Source organism: Laceyella sacchari, assembly GCF_024927925.1.
GTDB classification, from domain to species: Bacteria; Bacillota; Bacilli; order Thermoactinomycetales; family Thermoactinomycetaceae; genus Laceyella; species Laceyella sacchari.
This window is the reverse complement of the sequence record NZ_CP103866.1, coordinates 2825071-2850413: the sequence shown is the minus strand read 5'-3', so window position 1 is coordinate 2850413 and position 25343 is coordinate 2825071. Positions and strand designations below refer to the sequence as shown.

The following is a 25343-nucleotide window of genomic DNA, read 5'->3' as shown; positions in this document are numbered from 1 at the left end:
TTCCCTCCCTTATACTCCAGGTTGGCGTGGGATATAGGGTGCCTCCTTCAGCGGAAGGTTTTCTCGCTTGACCAGCACTTTGTACCAGACGCGCACCGCATCGAAAATGATGATTGCCACCAAGGCCATGAAGAGGATGGTCATCACCGCGTCAATGTGGTTGTTGAACGCGATGCGCTCCATCTCTGCAATGGATTTGGCCGGTGCCAGCACTTGTCCGGAAGCGATTGCCTGCTCGTATTTATCGGCTGCCTGCAAGAAACTGACAGAGGGGGAGTCATGGAATAGTTTTTGCCACCCCGCGGTCATCGTCACCGTTGTGAGCCAAACGAGCGGAACAAAACTAACCCAAGCATACACCGCTTTACCCATTTTGATGAGAATCGTCGTGCCTACCACCAATCCCACAACCGCCAACATCTGATTGGCGATGCCGAATAGCGGCCACAGGGTGTTGATGCCGCCCAGTGGGTCAATTACGCCCTGGTACAAAAAGTAACCCCATCCGGCCACGACCAGACCGCTGGCCATGATGTTGGCGGGATACCAGTCTGTTTTTCCTAACTTGGGATGGAAATGCCCCAGCAGATCTTGCAAAATGAAACGGCCGACCCGTGTGCCGGCGTCAATTGTCGTCAGGATGAACACCGCTTCAAATAAGATGGCGAAGTGATACCAGAAGGCCATGAGTGTCTTTCCGCCGATCACGCTGGAGAAAATGGTCGCAATACCAACTGCCAAGGTGGGGGCGCCGCCCGTGCGTGACAAGATCGACTGTTCACCGATGTCGTTGGCCAAATTTTGCAGGTCGGCCGGTGTGATCGTGAATACTTCGCCGAATTTGGAAACCGTAGCAGCAGCGGAGGCTACGTCGGTGCCGATGATGGCTGCCGGGCTATTCATGGCCATGTAGACGCCTGGTGTGAGCAGGCAGGCGGCGATCAGTGCCATCACCGCGACGAGTGACTCCATCAGCATGCCCCCGAAGCCGATCATCTGCGCATGGGATTCGCGCGTAATCATTTTGGGAGTGGTGCCAGATGACACCAGGGCGTGAAACCCGGAGATGGAGCCGCAAGCGATGGTGATGAAGACGAACGGGAAGAGGTCGCCGGCAAACACGGGGCCAGTGCCGTCGATAAATTTAGTGATGGCGGGCATTTGCAAATCAGGAAGTACAAGCAAAATACCGAAGGCCAGCGCGAAGATCGTGCCCACTTTCAGGAAGGTGCTCAGATAGTCGCGGGGAGCCAACAATAACCAAACCGGGATAACAGAAGCGATAAAGCCGTAAATAATCATGAGCCAAGCGATGGTGGTGCCTTCCAGGGTGAAGTAGGCGGCTAGCGTCGGATGGGTGGACACCCATTGCCCCAGATAGAGAGAAAGTAGGAGCAAGGCAAATCCGATCAATGAGGTTTCCAGCACTTTCCCCGGCCGCAAATAACGCATATAAACGCCCATGAACAAGGCGATGGGGATGGTCATGGCGATGGTGAACATGCCCCAAGGGCTGTCGGCGAGCGCTTTGACGACTACCAAGCCCAGCACGGCGAGTAAGATGATCAGAATGCCGAGAATGCCGATCAGGGCGGTGAAGCCCCCGACGGGCCCGATCTCTTCCTTGACGATGTCGCCGATGGATTTTCCGTTTCTGCGCATGGAACCGAAGAGAACGATAAAATCATGCACGGCGCCACCGATTACGACCCCGACAATGATCCACAGGGTGCCTGGTAGATATCCCATTTGCGCGGCCAAGATCGGACCGACGAGCGGGCCGGCGCCAGCGATTGCTGCGAAGTGGTGCCCAAACAAGACCCATTTGTTGGTGGGGACGAAATCTTTGCCGTCATTGTGAACCTCGGCTGGCGTTTTGCGATTGTCGTCCAATTCAAATACTTTTCTGGCCAAAAAACGGCTGTAAAAGCGGTAGCTGATGGCATAAGAGCAGATGGCAGCCGTCAGTAGCCAGATGGCGTTGACCGATTCACCGCGTTGTAGTGCAAGGATGGCGAAAGCGGCGGCGCCAAGCACAGAGATGCCTGTCCATAGCAGATAAGAAAGCCAACGAGAACGGATCATACCCTACCTCCTCAAGAGAGCAGTGTTAAAATAGAGATTTTATTCTAATTATATATACAATTTTTAAAATGGCAAATCGTATTTGCATCGTAATGATGCATACTGTGAGCGGTAAAGAGAAAAGAGGGAAGGGAAGCAAAGTTAAAAAGGTGGTTTTCGGAACCGATGAGGATGTCACGGATGCCAGAGTCCGCCCACTTGAAGATCGCATTGTTCATAGCGGTTTGAGATCACTTTTGGATAAGTTAAAGCCATGCTATCCACTTCCATTATACGGAATATTTAAACAATTATTTTGCGGTTGCATTATAATGTTTAAATTTATTTATGTTAAACTATTAGTGTTAATAATAGATATCAAAAAAAATCATACACAGGTGATGCTGGGACATGAATATCAGTGATTTGGAAGTATTTAAATCCGTGGCCACCCATAAAAGCATCAGCAAGGCGGCCGTCCGCTTGAATTATGTTCAGGCCAATGTCTCCAACCGGATCAAAAAGATTGAGTCGGTGTTTCAGACACAGTTGTTTTACCGAACAGGTCGGGGCGTGGAATTGACACCGAAGGGAAAAGATTTTTTGGAATACGCCAAAAAAATTCTAGCTCTTTATGAAGAAATGAAACAGTCCATCCATCACCTGCCACCCGCCCCCGATTCTTTGGCTGTTGGTGCGACAGTCATTACATCCAATCTCCACATGTCACCCATCATCTCCCTTTACCATCAATTGCATCCCCAAGTAAACCTATCCTTGTCGACCGGCACCACCGAAGAGCTTACCAATGCCGTGCTTGCCAATGAATTGGATGGCGCGTTGGTGATTGACTTCGACAAAGAAGTGAAGCTCGCCAAAGAGTACATTATCGACGAAGAATTGGTTTTGATTATGAACGCTTCTCATCCCCCGTTGACCTCGTATAAAGACTTGCAAAATCAAACGTTGCTTCTTTTGCGGCAGGGATGTCGATACCGGGCCAAGTTGGAACGGTGGTTGACTGAGGAACAGATCATCCCTCATAAAAAAATAGAATTTTATACGATTGAAAATTTGCTGGGGTGCATGCGCTCTGGAATGGGAGTGGCGCTCGTTTCTCGTTCCATGAGCGACAAATTGATGCAGGAAGGATGGATTCGCATCTATCCCATCCCCAAACAATACCGAAAGGAGAGCATCGTATTCATTTGCAAAGAGGAAGCAGTGGAGACACTGGAGCCGTTTGTGGCGATCATCAAGGACTACTTCCGCCAATACTGAACATAATTTCACAAGCAGACAAGCTTCGTCAAGAAGAGATGGAATATTTCGATTGTTATTGTGTAAAAGGTGAATCAGGCTGTTGCCGACATTCCTTTGCGAGTGTTCAGATGGTAGACAGCCCGCTTCAGGGCACTTTGTCATCCGTCTCGGCACTCCTTAGTGAGTGTTGGCTTTCTTTTTGTGCTATACTGTGAAAAGATTTGACTTATGATGCAAGGTTTATTGTTTGCGGAGGTGAAGAAAATTGTCTATTTCCAAAGAACAAGTGCAAAAAGTAGCGATGCTGGGCCGATTGAAGTTGTCCGAGGAAGAAGCGGAACAATACACCACCCAGCTTAACGATATTCTTCAATTTGTGGAAAAGCTGAACGAGTTGGACACAGAAAACGTGGAACCGACGAGCCATGTCCTGCCCATGCAGAATGTGCTTCGGGAAGATGAGGTTCGGCCTTCGCTTGAGCGGGACAAAGCATTGGCCAATGCGCCGGAGCAACAAGACGGCATGTTCCGTGTGCCAGCTGTATTTGAATAATAGGGGGGAAAGGGAATGTCTTTATTGCGTGACTCATTGAAGGAAATACATAAACGACTTTCCACTCGCGAATTGTCGGCAAGTGACTTGGTTGAAGAGTCCTTGGCGCAAATTGCGAAAGTGGACGGCGACGTGCGCGCTTTTTTGAAAGTAGATGAAGAAGGGGCGCGCAAACAAGCAGCAGAGCTGGATGAAAAGTGGGCTAATTCCTCCACACGCGGCTTGTTGGCAGGATTGCCGGCCGGGCTCAAAGATAACTTGTGCACGGAGGGGCTGACGACTACTTGTGCCAGCCAGTTGCTTGCCAACTACAACCCGATTTACAATGCCACCGTTGTCGATAAGCTTGCTGAAGCTGAATCGGTGACTGTCGGCAAACTGAACATGGATGAATTCGCCATGGGTGGCTCTACGGAAAACTCCGGTTTCCATCCTACATACAATCCTTGGGACCTCTCCCGGGTGCCGGGTGGTTCTAGTGGCGGTTCTGCGGCAGCTGTCGCTGCGGGAGAAGTTTATTACGCTTTGGGCTCTGACACAGGCGGATCGATCCGGCAACCAGCGGCGTTTTGCGGCGTGGTCGGCCTTAAGCCTACCTATGGACGGGTTTCCCGGTACGGTCTTGTCGCTTTTGCTTCATCGCTGGATCAGATCGGTCCGTTGACCAAAAACGTGGAAGACGCCGCTTATGTGTTGCAGGCGATTTCCGGGCATGATGCCAAAGACTCTACGTCGGCCCAAGTGGACGTGCCTGACTTCTTGTCCGCCTTAACGGGCGATATCAAAGGGCTCAAAGTGGCAGTGCCCAAAGAGATGATGGGTGAAGGGATCGATGCGGGGGTTAAAGAGCGCGTTCAAGCGGCGATCAAGAAGCTGGAACAAATGGGAGCGGTGGTGGAAGAGGTGTCGTTGCCTCACTCCGACTATGCCGTGGCTGCTTATTATCTGATCGCTCCAGCGGAAGCATCGTCCAACTTGGCCCGTTATGACGGGGTTCGTTATGGTGTGCGCAAACAAGGGCAAAACCTGTTGGACATGTACCTTGAAACGCGTAGCCAAGGATTCGGCTCGGAAGTGAAACGGCGGATTATGTTGGGTACGTATGCGCTTAGCTCGGGTTATTATGATGCGTACTATTTGAAAGCGCAAAAAGTGCGCACCTTGATCCGTCAAGATTTTGAACGGGTATTCGCTGACTATGACGTCATCGTTGGTCCGACGACGCCGACGACAGCCTTTAAGATCGGAGAAAACATCAACGATCCGTTGACGATGTACATGAACGACATCTTGACCATCCCTGTCAACCTGGCTGGATTGCCCGCGATCAGCGTGCCGTGCGGCTTGGCTGAAGGTTTGCCGGTCGGCCTGCAAATCATCGGCAAAGCATTTGACGAAGCGACCGTACTCCGTGTGGCACACGCGTTTGAGCAAGAAACGGAACGACTGCCTGTTCCGCCGTTGGGAGGGAAACAAGCATGAGCAAATATGAAACGGTGATCGGACTGGAAGTCCATGTGGAGCTTTCCACGAAAACCAAGATTTTCTGCGGCTGTTCTACGGAATTCGGGGCTCCGCCAAATAGCCACACCTGCCCGGTGTGCCTGGGACATCCCGGAGTGCTGCCGGTGCTTAACAAAGAAGCGGTCAACTTCGCGATCAAGGCTGCTATGGCCTTGAACTGCGAGATCGCCGAATACAGCAAGTTTGATCGGAAAAACTACTTCTATCCAGACTCACCCAAAGCGTATCAAATCTCGCAGTATGACCAACCCATCGGGCAAAACGGCTGGATTGAGATTGAGGTGGACGGGGAGAAAAAACGAATCGGGATCACACGCCTGCATTTGGAAGAGGATGCAGGAAAGCTGAACCACCTGGAAGAGGGAGAAGGCTCTCTCGTCGATTTCAACCGGGTCGGAGTGCCATTGATCGAGATTGTATCAGAGCCTGATTTGCGCTCTCCGGCGGAAGCCAGAGCATATCTGGAGAAATTGAAGCAGATCATTCAGTACACCGGCGTGTCCGATGTGAAGATGGAAGAAGGATCGCTTCGCTGTGATGCCAACATCAGCTTACGGCCGGTGGGACAAAAAGAGTTTGGCACCAAAACGGAAATGAAAAACCTCAACTCGTTCCGCAATGTGGAGCGGGCGCTGGAGTATGAGCAAGGACGCCAAGCGGAGATGTTGGATCGGGGCGAGAAGATCACTCAGCAGACCTTGCGCTGGTTGGAAAATGAAAATCGCACCAAGTTGATGCGCAGCAAGGAAGAAGCGCATGACTACCGCTATTTCCCAGAACCGGACCTGGTGCGCCTGCATATTTCAGAGGATTGGAAAGAAGCGATCCGTCGCGAGTTGCCGGAGTTGCCGGATGCTCGTAAGGAGCGTTATATGACAGAATTCCAACTGTCCGACTACGATGCCACGATTCTTACCAATACCAAGGCAGTTGCCGATTATTATGAGCAAGTGGTTGCGGCCAATGTCGACCCCAAATTGGCCTCCAACTGGGTGATTACTGATCTGTTGGGCTACCTCAATGCGGAAGGGAAAGAGATCACGGACATCGTGATGACGCCCGCTCATCTGGCTGGCATGATTCAACTGATCCAAAAAGGGACGATCAGCACCAAAATCGCTAAAAAAGTGTTTAAAGAGATGCTTGAAACTGGTAAAGAACCAAATGTGATCGTCGAAGAGAAGGGCCTTGTCCAAATCAGCGACGAAGGGCAGTTGCGTGAGGAAGTGACCAAAGTGTTGGCGGCCAACCAAGAGTCGGTGGAAGACTTGAAAAACGGCAAAGACCGCGCACTCGGTTTCCTCGTGGGTCAAGTGATGAAAGCGACCAAAGGGAAAGCCAATCCGCAACTGGTCAATAAATTGATTAAAGAAGAAATCGGACTATAAAAGGTTGGGGAGCTCGCCTTTCAAAGAGGCGGGCTCCTTTTAAAAAGGGGGCGACAGAGATGTTGGGCTTTTACCTGATCATCGCTGTCTTGTTTCTCGGCGGAGGGCTTTATCAACTGTTTGTCGCTCAATTGCCCGTCTTTGCCGTACATTCATTTTTGGTAGCACTTTATTTTTATGTCACTTTTTATGAGCTGAGAGGTAAGCCGTTTTCCCGTTATGTGTATTTGATTACAATCGGGTTGCTGGTGGCCGACGGGTTGGTGAATCTATTGCTGGTGTCTGAAAGCATATTGAGCGGGTTGGTTAGCGTGTTTTTCGCTTTTCTCTGCCTGCAATCGTACCGCCGCATTTATCGAAAAAGAGCATAAACAGGCAGTTGAAAACACAGGGGTGAGGCTGGATGGGTAAACGCGGTGTGCTGGTGATCGCGCATGGTTCAAAAAACAAAGATTGGGTGCACTTGGTTGACTGTGCTGTGTCCCAAGCGGCAGTAGATGCTCCGCTGGCGACCAGTTTTTTGGAGTATGTGCCTGGACGGTCGGTAGCGCAAGGGATCGCGTCGCTGAAACAGCAAGGGGTGACTGACCTTGCCGCGGTGCCACTATTCGTTTCCTCTGGAAGCACCCATATAGAAGAGATCCGTCACCTGCTGGGCATGGGGGGCGAATCTCACAAGGAAATGATTCAGCAGGCGGTGCCAGGCGATCTGGTTGTTCGCTTGTGCCCAGCCATGGATGATCATCCGTTGATTGTGGAGGTACTGGCCGAACGGGCGGGTTCTCTATCTACCCAGCCAGCAGAAGAAGCGTTATTATTGGTGGGGCATGGGAGTGACCAGAATGGTTTTCAGGAACGGTGGCAGGCGATGATGGAGAGTTTGGCTCGGCAATTGCAAGCCAAGCTGGGATTTGCCGCTGTTGCCTGTGCGACCTTGTTGCCAGACAATGTACGACAGCAGCTTTTAGCGTTGTCAACAAGGTACCGGGTGTTGGTTGTGCCCCTCTTTTTGAGCGAGGGCACTTTTACCCGGAACAAGTTGCCAAAGCGACTCAGTGGCGCCGAGGTGCTGTACACGGGGCAAGCTTATTTGCCCAGCCCTTTGATTCCGCGCTGGATCGAGGCGGTTGTGCAGGAAGTATGGGCAGTGAAACCGATAAGCCCCCCTTGACTATAAGGGGGGCTTCAGACTATGCTACTCTCTAATGATTTCAAAGCAAAAGGACAACACCCGAGGTGCATAGGCGTATGAACATTTTCGCTAGTTGGGCAAATGCCTTCGTTCAAACGTGATATAATCGTGAGTATGTTTGACAAGGAGTGATGCCGATGCAAAACGGGTGGTGCAGGTGGTTGACCTTCGTCCTGGCCTTATTTTTGTTATTGCCTGTGCATCAAACGTCCGCCCATCCGTTGACCATTGTGTCGACGAAAGCCTCGTTGCAAAAGACATCTCTCACCGTGGAGATGTTGGTGGAAGCAGCCTTACTGGCGCGGATCGATGGGATTCGATTGCAACAAAATGAACCATTGTCACCTGAAACCAAATCCAAACTGGAGCGCGTAATCCGTCAATCTTTTAAGATCAGCAATGAAGATCAGCCGATGCAGATGCGCTTAATGGCTACAGAGTGGCAGAACCATGCGCATGTGGAACTGAAGTTGGTTTATTCATCCAATCAAAAATTGGGCAAGCTATCCTTTGTAGACGACCTGTTTTTTGACGTAGCAGGTAAACAGCATCAAAATGTGCTGACCCTCTTGGAAAATGGAACGAAGAGCACATTTGTCTTCAGCGAGAGTGTCAGGGAGTTGACGGTTCATGCCGGAACGGCTCTGTCTTGGTGGGTGGCCGCGCAAGAATTTTTCCAGCTGGGCGTGGAGCATATTTGGTTTGGGTTTGACCACTTGGCTTTTTTGCTGGCGCTTCTACTGGTGCGCGATCATTGGCGGGAGATGCTTAAGGTGGTTACTTCGTTTACCGTCGCGCATTCCATCACATTGTTCTTGGCGATGATGAATATCTTGGTTGTTCCGTCTAAATGGGTGGAAGCGTTGATCGCCCTCAGCATTTTGTTCGTGGCGTTGGAAAATGTTTGGTTGGCCCAAGGGAAACCATGGGTAAAGCGCTGGGTGCTGACGTTTTATTTTGGATTGATTCATGGTTTGGGATTTGCGGGTTCTTTGGCGGATATCCAGTTGCCGAAAAACCATTTGTTGACGGCATTGTTTTCGTTTAACATTGGGATAGAAGTGGGACAAATCGTCCTAGTCGCTTTGGTGTGGCCCTTGCTGACTTATGCCTGGCGGTACAAGCCATCTGTCCTTGTGGCACGTGGCTTAACCATCGTGATCGCCTTGTTCGGGCTGGCTTGGTTTGTGGAACGGGCGTTTGCATGGGACATTCCGATGTTTGATTTGTAAAGCCTCACGGTAGATTGACACCGATGAGGCCAATGTGATGAGAAGAAAGGGTGGAGCCTGATGGCGAAAAGTGATATTGGCGTAATCGGCCTGGCAGTCATGGGCAAAAACTTGGCCTTGAATATTGAGAGCAGAGGATATACCGTGTCCTTGTTCAACCGGTCACCGGAAAGAACAAAACAAATGCTGGAAGAGCATGCAGGACGCAAACTGGTCGGCACATACACGATGCAAGAATTTATCAATTCGTTGGAACGTCCGCGACGGGTTTTGTTGATGGTGAAAGCGGGCAAGCCGACGGATGATATGATCGCCCAGTTGAAAAAGTATCTGGAACCTGGGGACATCGTGATCGACGGTGGGAACACGTTCTATCAGGATACGGTTCGCCGCAACAAAGAGCTGTCTGAAGCGGGCATTCACTTTATCGGCGCGGGTGTATCCGGCGGTGAAGAAGGGGCGTTGAAAGGGCCAGCGATCATGCCAGGCGGACAGCGTGAAGCTTATCAGTTGGTGGAGCCGATTCTGACGGCCATCTCCGCCAAAGTGAGTGGGGAGCCCTGCTGTACATATATCGGTCCGGACGGAGCAGGTCATTATGTGAAAATGGTTCACAACGGCATTGAGTATGGGGACATGCAGTTGATCTGTGAAGCATACTTCTTGATGAAACACCTTTTGAACATGGATGCCCGGGAACTGCATGAAGTGTTCGCCGAGTGGAATCAAGGCGAATTGGACAGCTACCTGATCGAGATTACTGCTGACATTTTCGCCAAAGTGGACGAAGAGACCGGCGAGCCGTTGGTGGAAAAGATTTTGGACACCGCTGGCCAAAAAGGGACAGGCAAATGGACCAGCCAAAGTTCGCTGGACTTGGGTGTGCCTTTGACTATCATCACCGAATCGGTGTATGCACGCTTTTTGTCAGCGATGAAAGATGAGCGGATCAAAGCGAGCAAGCTGCTCTCTGGGCCGAAACCGGGCTGTACCGTAATTCAAGACCGCAAAGCGTTTGTGGAGTCGATCAGAAAAGCCCTTTACGCGAGCAAAATCTGTTCTTACGCACAGGGATTCGCACAGATGAAAGCCGCTTCCGACGAGTTTGGTTGGGATTTGAAGCCGGGTGAAATCGCGATGATCTTCCGTGGCGGTTGTATCATCCGTGCTCGCTTCCTGCAAAACATCAAGGAAGCGTATGACCGCGATCCCGGCTTGACCAACCTGCTCTTGGATCCCTATTTCAAAGGCATTGTGGAAGAATATCAAGAAGCATGGCGTGAAGTGGTTGCCGCAGCGGTGCTCAACGGCATCCCGGTACCGGCGTTTGCCAGCGCACTGAGCTATTATGACAGCTACCGCTCTGAGCAGCTGCCTGCCAACCTGTTGCAAGCACAACGGGATTATTTTGGAGCGCACACTTACCAGCGGGTGGACAAAGAAGGCGTGTTTCACACCCAATGGCTGGATAAATAATCGGCAAAAGAACGAAAGCGAAAACAGCACCTTTCCTTATCAACTGGGGAAAGGTGCTGTTTTTTTGCATGGTTTGGGAGGGGAGGATGCATCCTGTTATTGACCGGGTTAGCACAGATAGAAAAATCACCCATTGAAAAAAGATTAAAAAACGAATAATATTGTTGTTGTGATGTTTAATATTCGTGTTTCGGAGGAACTCATTCATGTTTAATATCAAAAAAGCTGGCTCGACTGTACGAAATGAAATCGTCGCCGGTCTGACGACGTTTTTCACAATGTCATATATTATTGTGGTCAACCCGATTATTTTGAAAGATGCCGGTGTTCCGTTTGAAATGAGCTTTATGGCTACGGTAATCGCAACGATTGTCGGTACCCTGATCATGGGATTGTTCGCCAATTATCCGATTGCGATTGCGCCAGCGATGGGGTTGAATGCTTATTTTGCCTATTCTGTGGTGCAGGGGCACAAGGGATTGGGGTATGAGGCTGCGTTTGCCGCTGTTTTCGTCGCGGGAGTGCTGTTTGTTCTGCTGTCCTTGACTCCTCTGAGAACCAAACTGATCGAAGTGATTCCCGGCAATTTGAAAAGCGCCATCACCGCCGGAATCGGTTTGTTCATCGCGTTTATCGGATTGCGCATGTCAGGGTTGGTGGTAGATCATCCAAGCAACTTGGTTGCACTTGGCGATCTGCACTCCCCTTCGGTGATTCTCACCTTGATCGGTTTGGCGATTACTTTGATCTGCCTGGCACTAAACATCAATGGTGCTCTGTTTATCGGGATGCTGGGCACGGGAATCATCGCTACCTTGATGGGGAAATTGTCATTTGACAAAGGAATCGTGTCTTTGCCTCGCATACCTGAACAGTTGGCGGTTTCCAATCCGGTCACCGCTGTGCAGGATGTGATTGATTTCGGCTTGTATGCAGTCGTATTTTCCTTTTTGCTGGTGACGCTGTTTGACACCACCGGCACCGTGTTGGGAGTGGCTAAACAAGCGAAGCTGATGGACGGGGATCACCTGCCGCGCGGGGAGCGGACCATCCTGGCCGATTCGCTGGCAACTCTCATCGGTTCGATTTTTGGAACGAGCCCAACTTCTGCTTACATTGAATCGGCATCAGGTGTAGCGACAGGAGGACGGACAGGATTGACGGCGGTTGTAGTGGCTTTGCTGTTTGCGGTGTCCGCTTTCTTCAGCCCGTTGATCGGTGCCGTGTCAGGGCTGTCGGCAATCACCGCACCCGCACTGATCGTGGTCGGTTCACTGATGATGGGGCATGTGGCCCATATCAAGTGGGACCGCATTGATGAAGCGTTTCCTGCTTTTCTGGTGATTCTGAGCATGCCATTGACCTCCAGCATCGCTACCGGTATCGCGTTGGGCTTTGTCTCCTATCCGTTGATGAAGCTGTGCAAAGGAGAAGGTAAGCAGGTTCATCCACTGGTTTATATGTTTGCTGTGCTGTTCTTGTTCCAACTGGTTTACTTGCCACACTGATTGAAACATGTGTCCTGGCCTTTTCCCGGCTATTTGGCTACGGGAAAAGGCTTTTTTGCGCTCATGATAACGGGGAGTTGGCAGTTGGCGGGGGAAATCGACACAGGATTGTTCGATCTGAATGTGAAGTCGGGGTGGAAGTTGGGTAAACTAAAATCATAATGGAAGCATCCGTGAGAGCATACAGGGGGGTGGCAGTGAAATGAAACGCGCTCGCCTGATTTATAATCCAACTGCGGGTCGGGAATTGGTCGTCAAGCAATTGCCACAGCTGCTGACCAAATTGGAACAAGCCGGGTTTGAAACCTCTTGCTATGCAACGACCGAACGTTGGACGGCAGCGGAGGAAGCGCGCCAGGCGGCGGAACGGAAGTTTGATGTCGTGATCGCTGCGGGAGGGGACGGGACGATTCATGAAGTGGTCAATGGCTTGGCCGGATGTGAGCATCCACCCAAATTGGGCATCTTGCCAGCGGGAACAACCAACGATTTGGCGCGGGCGTTGCGGTTGCCACGGGACATTTTGGCAGCATGCGATGTCATCACTGGGAGCCGAACCACCTTGGTTGATGTGGGCAAATTCGGTGAGCGTTATTTCATCAACGTGGCCGCTGCGGGAAGAATTACCGAAGTTACTTATGAAGCGCCCAGCCGCCTGAAGACCATGATGGGTCCTTTCGCTTATTATGCAAAAGCGATTGAGAAGCTGGGAACCTTGCATAAGCCATTTCCGTTGCGTTTGCAGACTCCGCGCGGGGAGTGGGAAGCGGAAGTCCTGCTCTTTATTATTGCCAACAGCGTGTCGGTAGGCGGTTTTGAACGGTTGGCGCCCACGGCCGATATCAGTGATGGTCTGTTTGATGTATTGGTAGTGCCCAAGACCAACATGACCGATCTCCTGCAATTGGCAACATTGGCCATGAAGGGGGAGCATGTGCATGATTCGCGGGTGGTTTATTTCCAAACGGAACAAATCGACGTAGACTCGCCTGAAACATTGAAGCTGAATTTGGATGGGGAACATGGCGGCCATTTGGTGGGAAGGTTTGAGATTATGCCGCGCCGTCTCGAGATTTTTTGCCCTTAGCGTTCATCATACAGCGGTGGACGTTTTTTTCATGAATGGATAAAAGCCGCACGTCCCATCGGGCCTTGTAGCAGGCGGAACGGTATAGAAGATTATGATAGCTAATGGAGGAATGACTGTTGGTTGTGCAGCCAGGACAAATGATTGAGTTAGAGGTGACGGGACAGGCTCATGACGGAGCCGGTGTGGGCAAATATGAGGGATTCGCCGTTTTTGTCCCTTTGACTGTGCCCGGTGAAACTGTGCGGGTACGGATCGAATCCGTCAAAAAAAATTACGCGCGCGGCAAGCTGTTGGAGCTGGTGCAAGCCCATCCCGATCGGATCGAACCGGTTTGCCCCGTCTATGAGGCTTGCGGTGGCTGCCAGTCCCAGCACCTTTCCTATGAAGCGCAGTTGAAGCACAAACGGCAACAGGTGGCTGACCATTTCAAACGGATTGGCGGGATGGATGATGTGCTGATCCATCCGGTGTTGGGAATGAGTGATCCGTGGCGCTATCGCAATAAAGCGCAAGTGCCGTTCGGGCGGCGGCAGGGAAAAGTAGTCGCCGGCTTTTACTCACCGGGGTCTCATAATATCATTGACATGGAATCGTGCGTAATCCAGCACGAATTAAATGATGCGGCTATTCGCTTCGTCAAGGCGCAGGCCGAGGAGTTGGGCATCCCCATCTATAACGAGCAAAAACATGCGGGGGTGTTGCGCCATGTCATGGTGCGAATCGGTTCCAACACCGGAGAAATGATGATTGTGCTAGTCACAAACGGAGAATACCTGCCCAAGCGCAAGGAGTTGGTTAAACGGCTGGTGGCGGCGTTTCCAGAGCTGACATCGTTGGTGCAAAACATCAATAGCAAGCGGACGAATGTGATCTTGGGTCCCAAAAACAAGCGATTGTGGGGAAAAGAAGTGATTCACGATACCATTGGCGATGTGAAATTCGCCATCTCTCCCCATTCCTTCTACCAAGTGAACACCAGCCAGACCAAAGTGCTGTACGATCAGGTTTTGCGCTATGCCGCCTTGACCGGAAACGAGACCGTCATCGACGCTTATTGCGGCATCGGCACCATCGCCCTGTACTTGGCTAAACATGCCAAACAGGTGTACGGCGTGGAAATTGTGCCAGAGGCGATTCGCGACGCCAAAGCTAACGCCCGATTGAATGGGATCACTCACGCTCATTTCGCTGTCGGAGCCGCGGAGGAAGTGATGCCCAAATGGTTGGAAGAAGGGATTAAACCGGATGTGGTCATTGTTGATCCACCGCGCAAAGGGTGTGACCCTGTGTTACTTAAGACGGTGGCTGACATGCGTCCGGAGCGGTTGGTTTATGTTTCCTGCAACTCCGCCACCCTTGCCCGGGATGCCAAGTTGCTCCTGGAATTGGGATATCGGGTGCAGGAAGTGCAACCGGTAGACATGTTTCCACAAACGGGCCATGTGGAGTGTTGTACGCTGTTGGTGAGGGAGCCTCGCTCATAACCAGTGGCAAGCATGTGAAAGAAAGTTTTTTTTGTTTTTGAGGTCTTTATTATTTTTGTATACTTAGTTACTATAATATAGTAAAATGAGTTTAACGAGTTATTTTTTATGAAAGGTGGAAATCGCTCATGACACAATCGACAGCGGCGTCGGCTATCGAAGTGATGCTAGCTCGCGGCAGTGTGCGCAAGTACCAAAAAGGAGTGGAAATGCCACAAGCGGATCTGGAGGAAATCCTTACACTGGCGGCCAAAGCCCCTTCATCCTGGAACTTGCAACATTGGCGGTATCTCGTCATCTCTTCGCCTGAGCAAAAGCAAAAATTGTTACCGATCGCTTACAACCAAGAGCAAGTGGTTGACTCTTGCGTCACGATAGCGGTGCTGGGGGATTTGGAAGCGAATAAAACGGGGCATCAGATCTATGGCGAAGCGTTGAAAGAAGGGCACATCACCCAACAAATCCACGACAACATGATTTCGCAAATTGATGGCGCGTATACCAACAACCCGCAATTTGCGCGCGATGAAGCGATAATGAATGCGTCGTTGTCGGCTATGCAACTGATGTTGGCAGCGAAAGCGAAGGGGTATGACACTTGTCCCATGGGCGGTTTCAACCGGCAGGCGCTGATCGAGGAATTTAACATTCCCGCACGGTATGTACCTGTTATGTTGATATCTGTGGGGAAAGCCGAAGCTCCGGCCCGTCCGACCAACCGGTTGCCGCTCGATCAATTGGTGATTCAAGACCGTTTTTGACGTGACGGGTTTTTAAGGCGATGTTCCAAGTGGAATGTCGCCTTCCTTCTTTTCCGAATCGGCCCGCTCCACGAAAAAAGAAAAAGTTTGGCGTGGAATGGTGTTTTGGTATAGTGTAAGACGGGAACTAATGGATAAGACGACGAGGAGTGGAGAATGGTGAGTCGTGAGGTGACATTGTGGTGTTAGTTTGCTTAGATCCGGGACACGGTGGTGCGGATTACGGAGCGGTTGGGAATAAATTATCGGAAAAAGAGGTGTGCTTAAACATCGCCCGTCACATCCGCAGGCAACTGCTTCGCTATGATGGCCTTCAGGTGACGATGACACGCTCGATGGATGTCACGACCAGTACAGAGGAGCGCATTCAATGGGCCAATCAGTGCGGTGCGGATTTATTTTTAAGTATCCATACCAACGCTTCCCTTGATCCGAAAGCATCGGGCTTCGCTTCCTATGTCAGCGTGGTCGCCGGATGCGAAACACGCCGGATCCAATGTTGGCTGCATAATCAAATCGCCTTATTCATGCGCAAGCACGGGGTGGCGGATTTGGGAAAGAAGAACGACACGGAGTGGATTGACGGACAGATGTTGGAGCTGAGACAAGTGAAGATGCCGGCGATTGCAGTCAAATCATTATATATCACCCATGAAGAAGACAATCACCTGTTATCCCATGAATCATTTTTAGAAGAGTACGCCAAGTGCATCGCTGATGGCATTGCCCGCATTTATAAATGCAGACGGAAAGAAGAGGCGAGTGTTTAGTGATTTTTCAGCTAAAGAATTGAAATAGACTGCTAACCTTGATTAGGGTAGCAGTCTTTTTGTTGGGTTTATTCTTCCCATACTTCTACGTTTTTCATTTTTTCGCCTTGTTTCATGCTGGTTACGTATTCCATGCCGGATGTCACTTGACCAAATACCGTGTGGACCCCGTCCAAATGAGGCTGGGGCTCATGCACGATGAAGAATTGGCAGGAACCTGTGTCTGGGCCGCGATGGGCCATGGATAGCGCACCTGGTACATGGCGGTGTGGGTTGTTTTTCGTTTCGCAAGGGATGGTGTATCCTGCGTCTCCCGTGCCGATGCCATGGGGGCAACCGCCTTGGCTGACGAAGCCGGGGATGACCCGGTGGAAGGTGAGTCCGTTGTAAAACCCTTCGTTCGCCAATTTTTGGAAGTTCTTCACGGTGTTAGGTGCAGCTTCGGGGAAAAAGTCAATCAGAATTTGGCCCCCGTTTTCCAGTTCGATACGGCCTTTGATCGCCATGTGAAACTCTCCTCTCTTCGCAATACGTTTCTCATTCTACCTTACCTGTTTCTCGGATTCAAATGTCTTTACACAGGGGCGACCGATGGAATGGTACTCCAACGGGCAAGACCCGGCTAACATCTTGATTTCTTGAATGGAGAATAGGTTGCACCCATCAAATAAGAGCGGTTCTTTAGGTAATTCACACATGCGTTTCCAATTAATGGCGCGGAAATCGGGCCAGTCCGTCAGAATGACGATGGCATCTGCGCCTTGCATGCAGGTGTATGGATCAGAAAATAATTCCACTTGAGGATAAGGAAACGCCTTCACCAATGGGTCGTGCGCAACGATGTGGGCCCCCTTGGCCAAGGTGATCTCGGTGAACCGAAGGGAGGGGGCTTCTCGGATATCGTCAGTTCCCGGTTTGCAGGAGAGTCCGAACAAGGCGATGCGTTTATCGGCTAGCGCGTCCAGACGTTGTTCGATTCTTTCCACGAAGCGCGCCATTTGCCAAGCGTTGACTCGGTCAGCCGCTTCCAATAGCGGCAAGGGGACTCCCTCCGCCCGAGTCGTCTGAATCAGTGTGTGGATGTCTTTCGGGATGCATGAACCGCCATAGCCGATACCCGCTTTGAGAAAATGCGGGGCCATGTGGGGATCGTTTTCAATGCTTTGCGCGATATCAGTGACATCTGCGCCAAACGTCTCGCAGAGTTGGCTAAACATGTTGATATAGGAAATCTTCATCGCCAAAAAAGCGTTGGCCGCATAATTGATAAGTTCGGCGCTGGTACGCCGGCAAAATTGAATGGGCGTTTGATTGAAATGATACAGTTCGTTAATCAAAGGAATGGTCGATTCGTTTTCGTAGCCGACAACGATGCGGTCAGGGGAAAGGAAATCGTCCACCGCCCGCCCTTGTTGCAAAAAATCTGGATTGTGGACCACATCGAGAAATTGGATGTGATGGTTATTGGATAGCCGTTCGGCGAAGGCATCGGTTGTCCCGACCGGAACGGTGCTTTTGATGATGACCAACTGCCCCGCTTGCCCGTAAATGGCTAGCTGGTCACATATTTCCCACACTTGGCTGAGGTCGGGCGAGCCATCTGGCAGGGAAGGCGTTTCCACCGTCACAAACAGGACGGTAGATTCTTTGATGGCATGTGCGATATCCGTCGTGAAGCGGATTGCGCCGCCGGACTGCGCTTGGCGCAACAGCTCTGCAAGCCCTGTTTCGTAAATGGGTGGTTTTCCGTTTTGCAACTGGTCGATGGTGGCTTGCGCGACGTCCACGCCGATGACCCGGTGCCCTTGAGTGGCCAGGCAAACCGCAGTCACCAATCCGACATAGCCTAATCCGATAACTCCGATGTGCATGTTTCTGCCTCCCTTGCAAGTTGAGCCGTTCTTTTCAAACATGGTTCCATCAACCCGGCGACACCCCGTCCGATGTGTGATTGGCGCCCTCTCTCAGGCATCCGTCGACGGTACTCGTTTCATCGAAGAGGGAATCAAACAATCAGGATACAGAAAAAAGGGAAAACTCGCGAAAGAGCGACTTGATCGACGACATGTTCGCCTTTATTGACTTCAGGAGCGAGGAGCTGGATGATGCCCCTTTGGCCGTGAAGGTGATGGACGAGGCGGCGCAAGCCTGTCATCTCCATTGAAAGCAAAAATTCCCTATATTTTATATTAGGTGGCTTTTGTAAAAAATGGGTTGAGGAAGGATGAAAGGTTGATTTGATTTATTTATGCCGAAACCGGCGAAGCCTGGCCGCTCCACACGGAAGAGCGCCTGCTGCTTCCGGTCTTTGCTGACGCAGTGGATTACTTGAACTCTTGTAGCTCTTATGTTTCACCTTGATACACAAACCATCACCTCGTTTCGTCAGTGGAAACTCTTTCCTCCATTGTACCAATTGTGCATCATGGTGCGCATCTTTCGCCCGTGAATAATTTTTCAGCCACCTATGTCGAGCAGATCAGTGGCATCGGGGATGATCGCAAAAGACGTGCCAAAAACAAGTAGTTCTTGTATACTGTAAATGGACACAGACAGAAAGCGCTTACTCTTATGAATAGTGGGGCTTCTGCCGACTGTTCCCACCCACGTGCGGTAAGCTGCACATGCGGAGGGGTCAGGGCATTTGGTTGAAAGGGAATAGGACAAAAATCTTTTCACACATGAAAGAATGTGTTACTTTAAAGAGTAAAAGCTATAAGCCCTCGCCATGAGGAGGAAAAAGGATGCAACTCAACAAGTTGAATAAAAAAGAAGTCGAGCAATTGTTCAATGCAGTACTTCATCTAGAGAATATGGAAGATTGCTATCGATTTTTCGAAGATCTCTGTACCGTGAATGAGATCAAATCCCTTGCGCAACGCTTGGAAGTGGCGCGCATGTTGGAAGAGGGTTACACCTACAACCAGATTGAGACGGAGACGGGAGCGAGCACGGCTACGATCTCCCGCGTCAAACGGTGTCTTCATTACGGCACGGATGGGTATAAGCTCGCTTTGGATCGCCTGTATAAAGAGGAAGGCAACAAAGCCTGATCGCAGGCAAGAAGGCCGGTACCCCGAAGAGCGATCGTGGCAACAACTGCTTTTTTCGCTGACGTGACCGCGGGAGGCAAGCGCGCAAAAAACGGTTCCGGCCCTTTGTCACCAAATAGTCCCCGCTTATTCATATAGGCGGGGTTTTCTTTTGCCACAATACCCAGTGTATAATAATGCTTGTAGGTTTGGGGGCGAGATGAGCAATGACAATATTGAGAGAGCGGGCCGCCAGGTGGCGGCATGTGTTTAAATTAGACCCGAACCGGACGATTTCCGATCTGGCCCTCAAGCTGGTATGCAATGCGGGGACGGATGCGATTATCGTCGGCGGGACGGATGGGATTACGTTTAAAAACACAAGGGATTTGCTCCATCGTGTCCGTGAATATGGAGTTTTGTGTGTGCAAGAGGTTTCGGAGATCAATGCGGTGGTACCGGGATTTGACGGATATTTGATTCCCACCGTTATCAATACGAAGGAAGCGCGCTGGATTCACGGTGCGCATGTGGATGCCTTGCGCAGGTACGGAGACCTGATCCCGTGGGACAAAGTGCTGTTATTGGGGTATACGGTGCTAAATCCGGAAGCCAAAGTGGCGCGCCTCACGCAGGCGGAGACGGCTTGCACGGAGGAGCAAATGGTCGCGTATGCGCGTTTGGTCGAACATTTGTTTTGCTGGCCGGTGCTGTATATCGAATACAGCGGACGATTTGGTGATATGGCGTTGGTGGATGCTGCACAACGTGTATGCAGGAAAAGCCGTATCTTTTACGGCGGTGGTATCACCACAAAGGAGCAAACGGTGGCAGCGGCTGAGCTTGCCGACACCGTCGTCGTCGGCAATTTGATCTACACCCATGCAGAACGGGCGGCTAAGACGGTCAAGTGGGTGAAAGAGACGAATAGAAAGGGTGATCAGCGTGTTAAAAACCGGTGAGGAACTTCTGCGGGGACTAAATCCGATGCAGAAGCAGGCCGTGGAAACAACCGACGGGCCGGTTCAGATCATTGCGGGAGCGGGCAGTGGCAAGACCCGCGTGCTGACACATCGCGTGGCGTATTTGTTAGCGGAGAAAGGGATTCATCCTTGGAATGTGTTGGCGATCACATTTACCAATAAAGCGGCGCGGGAGATGAAGGAGCGCATTGGCCAGTTGGTGGGCCCGATGGCAGAAGAAATCTGGATCTCCACATTTCACTCCATGTGCGTCCGCATGTTGCGCAGAGACATCGACAGGCTGGGTTATTCCCGCAATTTCACTATCCTGGACACATCTGACCAGTTGACGGTGATCAAACAAGTGTTAAAAGAGCAAAACCTTGATCCCAAGAAGTTTGAGCCGCGCACTTTGCTGGGCAAGATCAGCCATGCCAAAAATATGTTGTACGAACCGGGTGACATGAAGGCGCATGCCCAGACGTTTATGGATGAAGTAGCGGCTGACGTGTATGAGAAATATCAAGACAAACTGCGCACCAACGAATCGCTCGATTTTGATGATTTGTTGATGGTGACGGTGAAGTTGTTGCGAACCCAACCCGAAGTAAAAGATTATTACCAGCGGAAGTTTCAATACATCCATGTTGATGAATACCAAGACACCAACCATGTGCAGTACATCCTTACCAAGATGCTGGCCGAAAAACATCAAAACCTTTGTGTTGTGGGCGATTCGGATCAGTCCATTTATCGGTTCCGCGGTGCAGATATCACCAATATCCTCAATTTTGAACGCGATTATCCCCAAGCGACCGTGATCAAATTGGAACAAAACTACCGTTCAACCAAGAAGATCTTGGCCGCCGCTAACCATGTGATTGCCCACAACATCGGGCGCAAGCCGAAAGAGTTGTGGACGGACAATGATGAGGGAGAAATGCTTCACCTGTTTGAGGCGGGGACGGAGCATGAGGAAGCGCACTATGTGGCCGAGCATATCTTACAGGGTCGCAAAGAAGGGCAACCTTATAAAAACTTCGCCGTTCTCTACCGCACCAACGCCCAGTCGCGGGTGTTGGAGGAAGTGATGATGAAGGCCAACATCCCCTATTCGATTGTCGGCGGAATCAAATTCTATGAGCGCAAAGAGATCAAAGACGTGCTCGCTTATCTACGCCTTATCGTCAATCCACATGACGATCTGAGCTTGACGCGGATCATCAATGTGCCCAAGCGCGGCATCGGCGCAGCGACATTGGACAAGATTGCGAGTTATGCCCGTGAACACGGATTGTCGCTGTTTGGTGCTTTGTTGGAAATGGAGGAAATCGGTCTGACGCAACGCACATTGAAGCCGCTCAGCGAATTTGTGGACTTGGTGCGCCACCTGCACGCCATGATCGAGTACTTGTCGGCGGTGGAGATCACGGAAGAGGTCTTAAAGCGTAGTGGTTATCGCGAGGAATTGAAACGGGAAAACAGCTTGGAAGCTGCCAGCCGGTTGGAGAACATCGACGAGTTCCTATCGGTGGCCCAAGAATTTGAGAAGCACAATGAAGATAAGTCGCTGGTTGCATTTTTGACCGATTTGGCACTTATCTCCGATTTGGATGCATTGGGGGACGAGCAGGAAGAGGCGGACAAGGGGGATTCAGTGGTGCTGATGACCCTGCACAGTGCCAAGGGGTTGGAATTTCCCACCGTCTTCTTGGTAGGTATGGAAGAGGGGATCTTCCCGCATATGCGCTCGTTGGATGACGAAGACGAGATGGAAGAAGAACGCCGGCTCGCCTATGTGGGCATCACACGGGCAGAGAAAGTGTTGCATCTGACGCGCGCCCGGACGCGAACGATCTATGGACAAACCACCTCCTACTTACCTTCACGTTTTTTGAAGGAGATTCCGGCAGAGTTGGTGGAAGAAGTTGGTAGCAGGCAATCGGTCAGCAACGCCACCCCGCGCAGAGTCGTGCGGCCGACCCCCAATGTGGTGGCCGATTGGCGGGTGGGAGATAAAGCCGAACATGCCAAGTGGGGCTTGGGAACAGTGGTAAAAGTGCAAGGGGAAGGCGAGGACTTGGAATTGAACATCGCATTTCCGGCGCCGATCGGCGTGAAAAAGCTGTTGGCCAAGTACGCCCCGATCAAAAAAGCGTAAGGCGTCATGTGGCCTGTGTTTACCCACTCACATGCAGTCCTTAAGTTTAGGAGGATGAAACGGATTGAATTTGGAACAAGCCCAAGCACGCGTACAAGCGTTACATGACATACTGAATGAACACAATTACCGGTATCATGTGTTGGATCAACCGACCATATCTGACGCGGAATACGATCAATTGCTGCGGGAATTGATTGAGTTAGAGCGCGAGTTTCCGGAGCTTTCCACTCCTGATTCGCCGACCCAGCGTGTAGGTGGGGAAATCCTGCCCCATTTTGAGAAGGTGGAGCACCTGTCTCCGATGCTCAGTCTGGGTAATGCCTTCAACGAACAAGACTTGCGGGAATTTGATGAGCGGGTGAGAAAAGCGGCCGGAGACAAGCCGGTGCGGTATGTATGCGAGTTGAAAATCGACGGTTTGGCTGTCTCCCTGCGATATGAGGATGGCCGGTTTGTGCTCGGCGCTACTCGTGGGGACGGAACGGTGGGGGAGGATATCACGCAAAACCTGAAAACGATCCGTTCGTTGCCGCTTAAGTTGCGTCAGCCAGTCAGCTTAGAAGTGCGCGGGGAAGCGTACATGCCGCGAGCTGCGTTTGCGCGTCTGAATAGCGTGCGGGAGGAGCGCGGGGAAGCCTTGTTTGCCAATCCGCGCAATGCTGCTGCCGGTTCCCTGCGGCAATTGGACCCCAAGCTGGCCGCAGAACGGACATTGGACATTTTCTTATACGGAATTGGGCAGAGCGAGGGACTCTCTTTTACGACCCATACTGAAGCGTTGGCATTCCTGTCCGAACTCGGATTTAAAGTAAACCCCGAACGGCGGACGGTTGAAGGTGTCGAAGAGGTGCTCCAGTACGTGCAAGAATGGCAGGAACGCCGTCCTGACCTGGCGTATGATATCGATGGCATCGTAATCAAGGTGGACGATTTAGCGTTGCGGGAAGAGATGGGCTTCACTGCCAAAAGTCCGCGCTGGGCGATTGCCTACAAATTCCCCGCCGAAGAGGCAGTCACCCGGTTGGAGGAGATCGAGCTAAATGTGGGGCGCACCGGCGTCGTCACGCCCACCGCGGTGCTAAAGCCGGTTTCGCTGGCGGGAACGACGGTCAAACGGGCTTCGTTGCATAATGAAGACATGATTCGGGAAAAGGGTTTGATGTTGGGAGACCATGTGATAGTGAAAAAAGCGGGTGACATCATTCCGGAAGTGGTGGCTGTGCTCACCGATAAGCGGACAGGGGACGAACGGCCCTTCACCATGCCGACGCACTGTCCGGAATGCGACAGCCGGCTGGTCCGCTTGGAGGGGGAAGTGGCCCTGCGCTGTATCAATCCCGCATGCCCGGCGCAAACCCGGGAAGGGATCATCCATTTTGTGTCGCGCGGCGCGATGAACATCGAGGGTCTGGGCGAAAAAGTGGTCACCCAACTGTTTGAGCGGGGGTTGGTGCGCAGTGTGGCCGATCTATACTATCTGAAAAGCGAAGATCTGTTGCGTTTGGAACGCATGGGCGAAAAATCGGTGGCCAATCTCCTGCGCGCCATTGAAGCGAGCAAATCCAACTCGCTGGAGCGGCTGTTGTTTGGCTTGGGCATTCGCTTTGTGGGGGCCAAGGGCGCCAAGATCTTGGCGCAACATTACGGCTCCATGGACGCGTTGCTTTCGGCGACGGAGGAAGAGTTGACCCAACTGGAAGAAATCGGTCCGAAGATGGCGGCTAGCATTACCACTTACATGAAGAAGCCAGAAGTGCGTGAGACGCTGCGTCGTTTGGCAGAAGCGGGCGTTAATATGCATTATACCGGCCCTGCACCTGTCCGAGCTGGGGATGGAGCGGAGGAGAGTCCGTTTGCGGGCAAGACCGTGGTCATCACTGGTACGTTGGAGCGCATGTCGCGCAAGGAAGCATCTGAATTGCTGGAGTCGTTAGGCGCCCAGGTGACTGGCAGTGTGAGCAAGAAAACTGACCTGCTTATCGCTGGAGAGAAGGCAGGCTCCAAATTGGATAAGGCGAATAAGTTGGGGATCACGGTCTGGGACGAAGAAACATTTTTAGCTCATTTGCCGAAGTGACGAGATGAACGGGGCGTGAGGCGGGACTTCATGCCCCGTTTCATTTGACGGAGGAGAAACCATGCAGAAGAGATTGCGCAAGAAGTGGATATACATCAGCGTGGGGCTTGTCTTGTTGTTGCTGGGGCTGGTGGGATTATCATGGAAACTCAATTTCAGCCCGGAAGTCGATGCGGCGATCATCTCCAGCCTGTTTTCGACATTATTGTTTTGCGGTACCATAGTAGTGAATACGGTGCTCACTTCGGAAGCGTTGAAGTTGGGGCCCAAAACGCAACTCTTGATGCAGGAGCGATTGGCGTTGTACAAGGAATTGAGCACCATTATGCATGATCTCAATCAGGCATTGCTTGCTTACTTTTTTCTCAAGAAGCAAGAGTATCGCTCGCAGATCATTGAGTCGCACTTTCGGTTGCGCACTTTTCGTCGCAAATCGATGTGGATTCTGCCGGAAGACATTTTGGCGACGCTGTCCAAAATCCAGAGCCTCTTCTCCGTTTCACAGACAGGAGGGATTTTGTTTAATCCGAAATGTTTGGAGACAAGAGAAGTGGCGATTCAATTTTCCAATTTGTATCAGTCACTGGTTAACCAGATGCGGGATGAATTGGATATCCAGACGATCAGCGATGTGATTAACCATAAAGTTTACAAGATGAACCAACCCGTGGAAGGCATCGATTCGGCAACCGTCGCGGTAGGGGGAAAAGGGATGGTTCGCAAATAATCTTTTCTGAGTTGTTTTAAATATGTGATGAGAAGTGAAAAAACACGTTTGTCCGAAGAGCTTGACCGAAAAGAAT

Annotated in this window: 22 protein-coding genes; 19 read left to right on the top strand and 3 right to left on the bottom strand. The window is 51.2% G+C overall.

All coding sequences use genetic code 11. The features are described from left to right. Positions 1–9 precede the first annotated feature (9 nt). On the bottom strand, positions 10–2085 hold the full coding sequence (locus NYR52_RS13950) for a carbon starvation CstA family protein (protein ID WP_259435852.1): 2076 nt from the start codon (positions 2083–2085) through the stop codon (positions 10–12). A gap of 104 nt (positions 2086–2189) precedes the next feature. Between NYR52_RS13950 and NYR52_RS13945 the strand changes: the two genes are divergently transcribed. From NYR52_RS13945 to NYR52_RS13880, 14 genes are all read left to right on the top strand, one after another. After that, positions 2190–2489, top strand: a complete 300-nt coding sequence (locus tag NYR52_RS13945) for a hypothetical protein (protein WP_132221150.1) — start codon at positions 2190–2192, stop codon at positions 2487–2489. Next, positions 2476–3345: a LysR family transcriptional regulator gene (locus NYR52_RS13940; RefSeq protein WP_259435851.1), complete on the top strand. Its 870-nt coding sequence runs from the start codon at positions 2476–2478 to the stop codon at positions 3343–3345. The genes NYR52_RS13945 and NYR52_RS13940 overlap by 14 nt, the downstream gene beginning before the upstream one ends. 247 nt (positions 3346–3592) lie before the next feature. Then, the gene (gene gatC, locus NYR52_RS13935) at positions 3593–3880 is read left to right on the top strand and encodes an Asp-tRNA(Asn)/Glu-tRNA(Gln) amidotransferase subunit GatC (RefSeq protein ID WP_022737054.1); all 288 of its coding nucleotides are present in this window, start codon (positions 3593–3595) and stop codon (positions 3878–3880) included. 15 nt (positions 3881–3895) lie between these two features. Continuing rightward, the gene (gene gatA / locus NYR52_RS13930; RefSeq protein ID WP_132221146.1) at positions 3896–5362 is read left to right on the top strand and encodes an Asp-tRNA(Asn)/Glu-tRNA(Gln) amidotransferase subunit GatA; all 1467 of its coding nucleotides are present in this window, start codon (positions 3896–3898) and stop codon (positions 5360–5362) included. Further along, positions 5359–6792, top strand: a complete 1434-nt coding sequence (gene gatB / locus NYR52_RS13925) for an Asp-tRNA(Asn)/Glu-tRNA(Gln) amidotransferase subunit GatB (RefSeq protein WP_022737052.1) — start codon at positions 5359–5361, stop codon at positions 6790–6792. The genes gatA and gatB overlap by 4 nt, the downstream gene beginning before the upstream one ends. A 59-nt stretch (positions 6793–6851) precedes the next feature. Next, complete coding sequence (locus NYR52_RS13920) at positions 6852–7163, top strand: hypothetical protein (RefSeq protein ID WP_132221145.1); 312 nt, start codon at positions 6852–6854, stop codon at positions 7161–7163. A 32-nt stretch (positions 7164–7195) separates the two neighbouring features. After that, positions 7196–7963: a sirohydrochlorin chelatase gene (locus NYR52_RS13915; protein ID WP_259435850.1), complete on the top strand. Its 768-nt coding sequence runs from the start codon at positions 7196–7198 to the stop codon at positions 7961–7963. A gap of 158 nt (positions 7964–8121) precedes the next feature. Continuing rightward, positions 8122–9216: a HupE/UreJ family protein gene (locus NYR52_RS13910; RefSeq protein WP_259435849.1), complete on the top strand. Its 1095-nt coding sequence runs from the start codon at positions 8122–8124 to the stop codon at positions 9214–9216. Between the two features lie 60 nt (positions 9217–9276). After that, entirely contained in the window at positions 9277–10692 is a 1416-nt protein-coding gene (gene gnd / locus NYR52_RS13905; protein WP_259435848.1) for an NADP-dependent phosphogluconate dehydrogenase, read from the top strand. Positions 10693–10898: 206 nt separating this feature from the next. Next, a complete protein-coding gene (locus NYR52_RS13900; protein WP_132221137.1) occupies positions 10899–12200 on the top strand; it encodes an NCS2 family permease in 1302 nt (433 codons plus the stop codon). 202 nt (positions 12201–12402) lie between these two features. Further along, positions 12403–13287, top strand: a complete 885-nt coding sequence (locus tag NYR52_RS13895; RefSeq protein WP_132221135.1) for a diacylglycerol kinase — start codon at positions 12403–12405, stop codon at positions 13285–13287. A gap of 125 nt (positions 13288–13412) precedes the next feature. After that, on the top strand, positions 13413–14774 hold the full coding sequence (rlmD, locus tag NYR52_RS13890) for a 23S rRNA (uracil(1939)-C(5))-methyltransferase RlmD (protein ID WP_259436772.1): 1362 nt from the start codon (positions 13413–13415) through the stop codon (positions 14772–14774). Between the two features lie 128 nt (positions 14775–14902). Beyond that, positions 14903–15535, top strand: coding sequence for a nitroreductase family protein (locus tag NYR52_RS13885; protein ID WP_132221133.1), 633 nt, complete (start codon positions 14903–14905; stop codon positions 15533–15535). Between the two features lie 182 nt (positions 15536–15717). After that, on the top strand, positions 15718–16305 hold the full coding sequence (locus NYR52_RS13880) for an N-acetylmuramoyl-L-alanine amidase family protein (RefSeq protein ID WP_259435847.1): 588 nt from the start codon (positions 15718–15720) through the stop codon (positions 16303–16305). Between the two features lie 68 nt (positions 16306–16373). Here the strand turns inward: NYR52_RS13880 and NYR52_RS13875 are convergent, their stop codons facing one another. Further along, positions 16374–16811, bottom strand: coding sequence for a peptidylprolyl isomerase (locus tag NYR52_RS13875; protein ID WP_259435846.1), 438 nt, complete (start codon positions 16809–16811; stop codon positions 16374–16376). 36 nt (positions 16812–16847) lie between these two features. Then, positions 16848–18176 carry a UDP-glucose dehydrogenase family protein gene (locus NYR52_RS13870; protein WP_259435845.1) on the bottom strand — a complete coding sequence of 443 codons (1329 nt, stop codon included), beginning with the start codon at positions 18174–18176 and terminating at the stop codon, positions 16848–16850. Between the two features lie 873 nt (positions 18177–19049). On the opposite strand from NYR52_RS13870, the gene NYR52_RS13865 reads away from it, so the two are divergent. From NYR52_RS13865 to NYR52_RS13845, 5 genes are all read left to right on the top strand, one after another. Next, on the top strand, positions 19050–19358 hold the full coding sequence (locus NYR52_RS13865) for a YerC/YecD family TrpR-related protein (RefSeq protein ID WP_132221127.1): 309 nt from the start codon (positions 19050–19052) through the stop codon (positions 19356–19358). A gap of 206 nt (positions 19359–19564) precedes the next feature. After that, complete coding sequence (gene pcrB / locus NYR52_RS13860; RefSeq protein WP_132221125.1) at positions 19565–20299, top strand: heptaprenylglyceryl phosphate synthase; 735 nt, start codon at positions 19565–19567, stop codon at positions 20297–20299. After that, on the top strand, positions 20283–22460 hold the full coding sequence (pcrA, locus tag NYR52_RS13855) for a DNA helicase PcrA (protein ID WP_259435844.1): 2178 nt from the start codon (positions 20283–20285) through the stop codon (positions 22458–22460). Before pcrB ends, pcrA begins: the two co-directional genes overlap by 17 nt. 64 nt (positions 22461–22524) lie before the next feature. Continuing rightward, on the top strand, positions 22525–24540 hold the full coding sequence (ligA, locus tag NYR52_RS13850) for an NAD-dependent DNA ligase LigA (protein ID WP_259435843.1): 2016 nt from the start codon (positions 22525–22527) through the stop codon (positions 24538–24540). A 61-nt stretch (positions 24541–24601) separates the two neighbouring features. Then, entirely contained in the window at positions 24602–25267 is a 666-nt protein-coding gene (locus NYR52_RS13845) for a hypothetical protein (RefSeq protein ID WP_132221121.1), read from the top strand. Positions 25268–25343: the final 76 nt, after the last annotated feature.

What these genes read in the sequence shown, in the direction of transcription:
- NYR52_RS13910 (WP_259435849.1), top strand. Translation starts at nt 8,122, where the DNA reads ATGCAAAACGGGTGGTGCAGGTGGTTGACCTTCGTCCTGGCCTTATTT.
- NYR52_RS13885 (WP_132221133.1), top strand. Translation starts at nt 14,903, where the DNA reads ATGACACAATCGACAGCGGCGTCGGCTATCGAAGTGATGCTAGCTCGC.
- pcrB (WP_132221125.1), top strand. Translation starts at nt 19,565, where the DNA reads ATGACAATATTGAGAGAGCGGGCCGCCAGGTGGCGGCATGTGTTTAAA.
- gatA (WP_132221146.1), top strand. Translation starts at nt 3,896, where the DNA reads ATGTCTTTATTGCGTGACTCATTGAAGGAAATACATAAACGACTTTCC.
- NYR52_RS13940 (WP_259435851.1), top strand. Translation starts at nt 2,476, where the DNA reads ATGAATATCAGTGATTTGGAAGTATTTAAATCCGTGGCCACCCATAAA.
- NYR52_RS13895 (WP_132221135.1), top strand. Translation starts at nt 12,403, where the DNA reads ATGAAACGCGCTCGCCTGATTTATAATCCAACTGCGGGTCGGGAATTG.
- NYR52_RS13950 (WP_259435852.1), bottom strand. Translation starts at nt 2,085, where the DNA reads ATGATCCGTTCTCGTTGGCTTTCTTATCTGCTATGGACAGGCATCTCT.
- NYR52_RS13900 (WP_132221137.1), top strand. Translation starts at nt 10,899, where the DNA reads ATGTTTAATATCAAAAAAGCTGGCTCGACTGTACGAAATGAAATCGTC.
- gatB (WP_022737052.1), top strand. Translation starts at nt 5,359, where the DNA reads ATGAGCAAATATGAAACGGTGATCGGACTGGAAGTCCATGTGGAGCTT.
- NYR52_RS13875 (WP_259435846.1), bottom strand. Translation starts at nt 16,811, where the DNA reads ATGGCGATCAAAGGCCGTATCGAACTGGAAAACGGGGGCCAAATTCTG.
- NYR52_RS13915 (WP_259435850.1), top strand. Translation starts at nt 7,196, where the DNA reads ATGGGTAAACGCGGTGTGCTGGTGATCGCGCATGGTTCAAAAAACAAA.
- NYR52_RS13920 (WP_132221145.1), top strand. Translation starts at nt 6,852, where the DNA reads ATGTTGGGCTTTTACCTGATCATCGCTGTCTTGTTTCTCGGCGGAGGG.
- NYR52_RS13865 (WP_132221127.1), top strand. Translation starts at nt 19,050, where the DNA reads ATGCAACTCAACAAGTTGAATAAAAAAGAAGTCGAGCAATTGTTCAAT.
- NYR52_RS13870 (WP_259435845.1), bottom strand. Translation starts at nt 18,176, where the DNA reads ATGCACATCGGAGTTATCGGATTAGGCTATGTCGGATTGGTGACTGCG.
- NYR52_RS13845 (WP_132221121.1), top strand. Translation starts at nt 24,602, where the DNA reads ATGCAGAAGAGATTGCGCAAGAAGTGGATATACATCAGCGTGGGGCTT.
- gnd (WP_259435848.1), top strand. Translation starts at nt 9,277, where the DNA reads ATGGCGAAAAGTGATATTGGCGTAATCGGCCTGGCAGTCATGGGCAAA.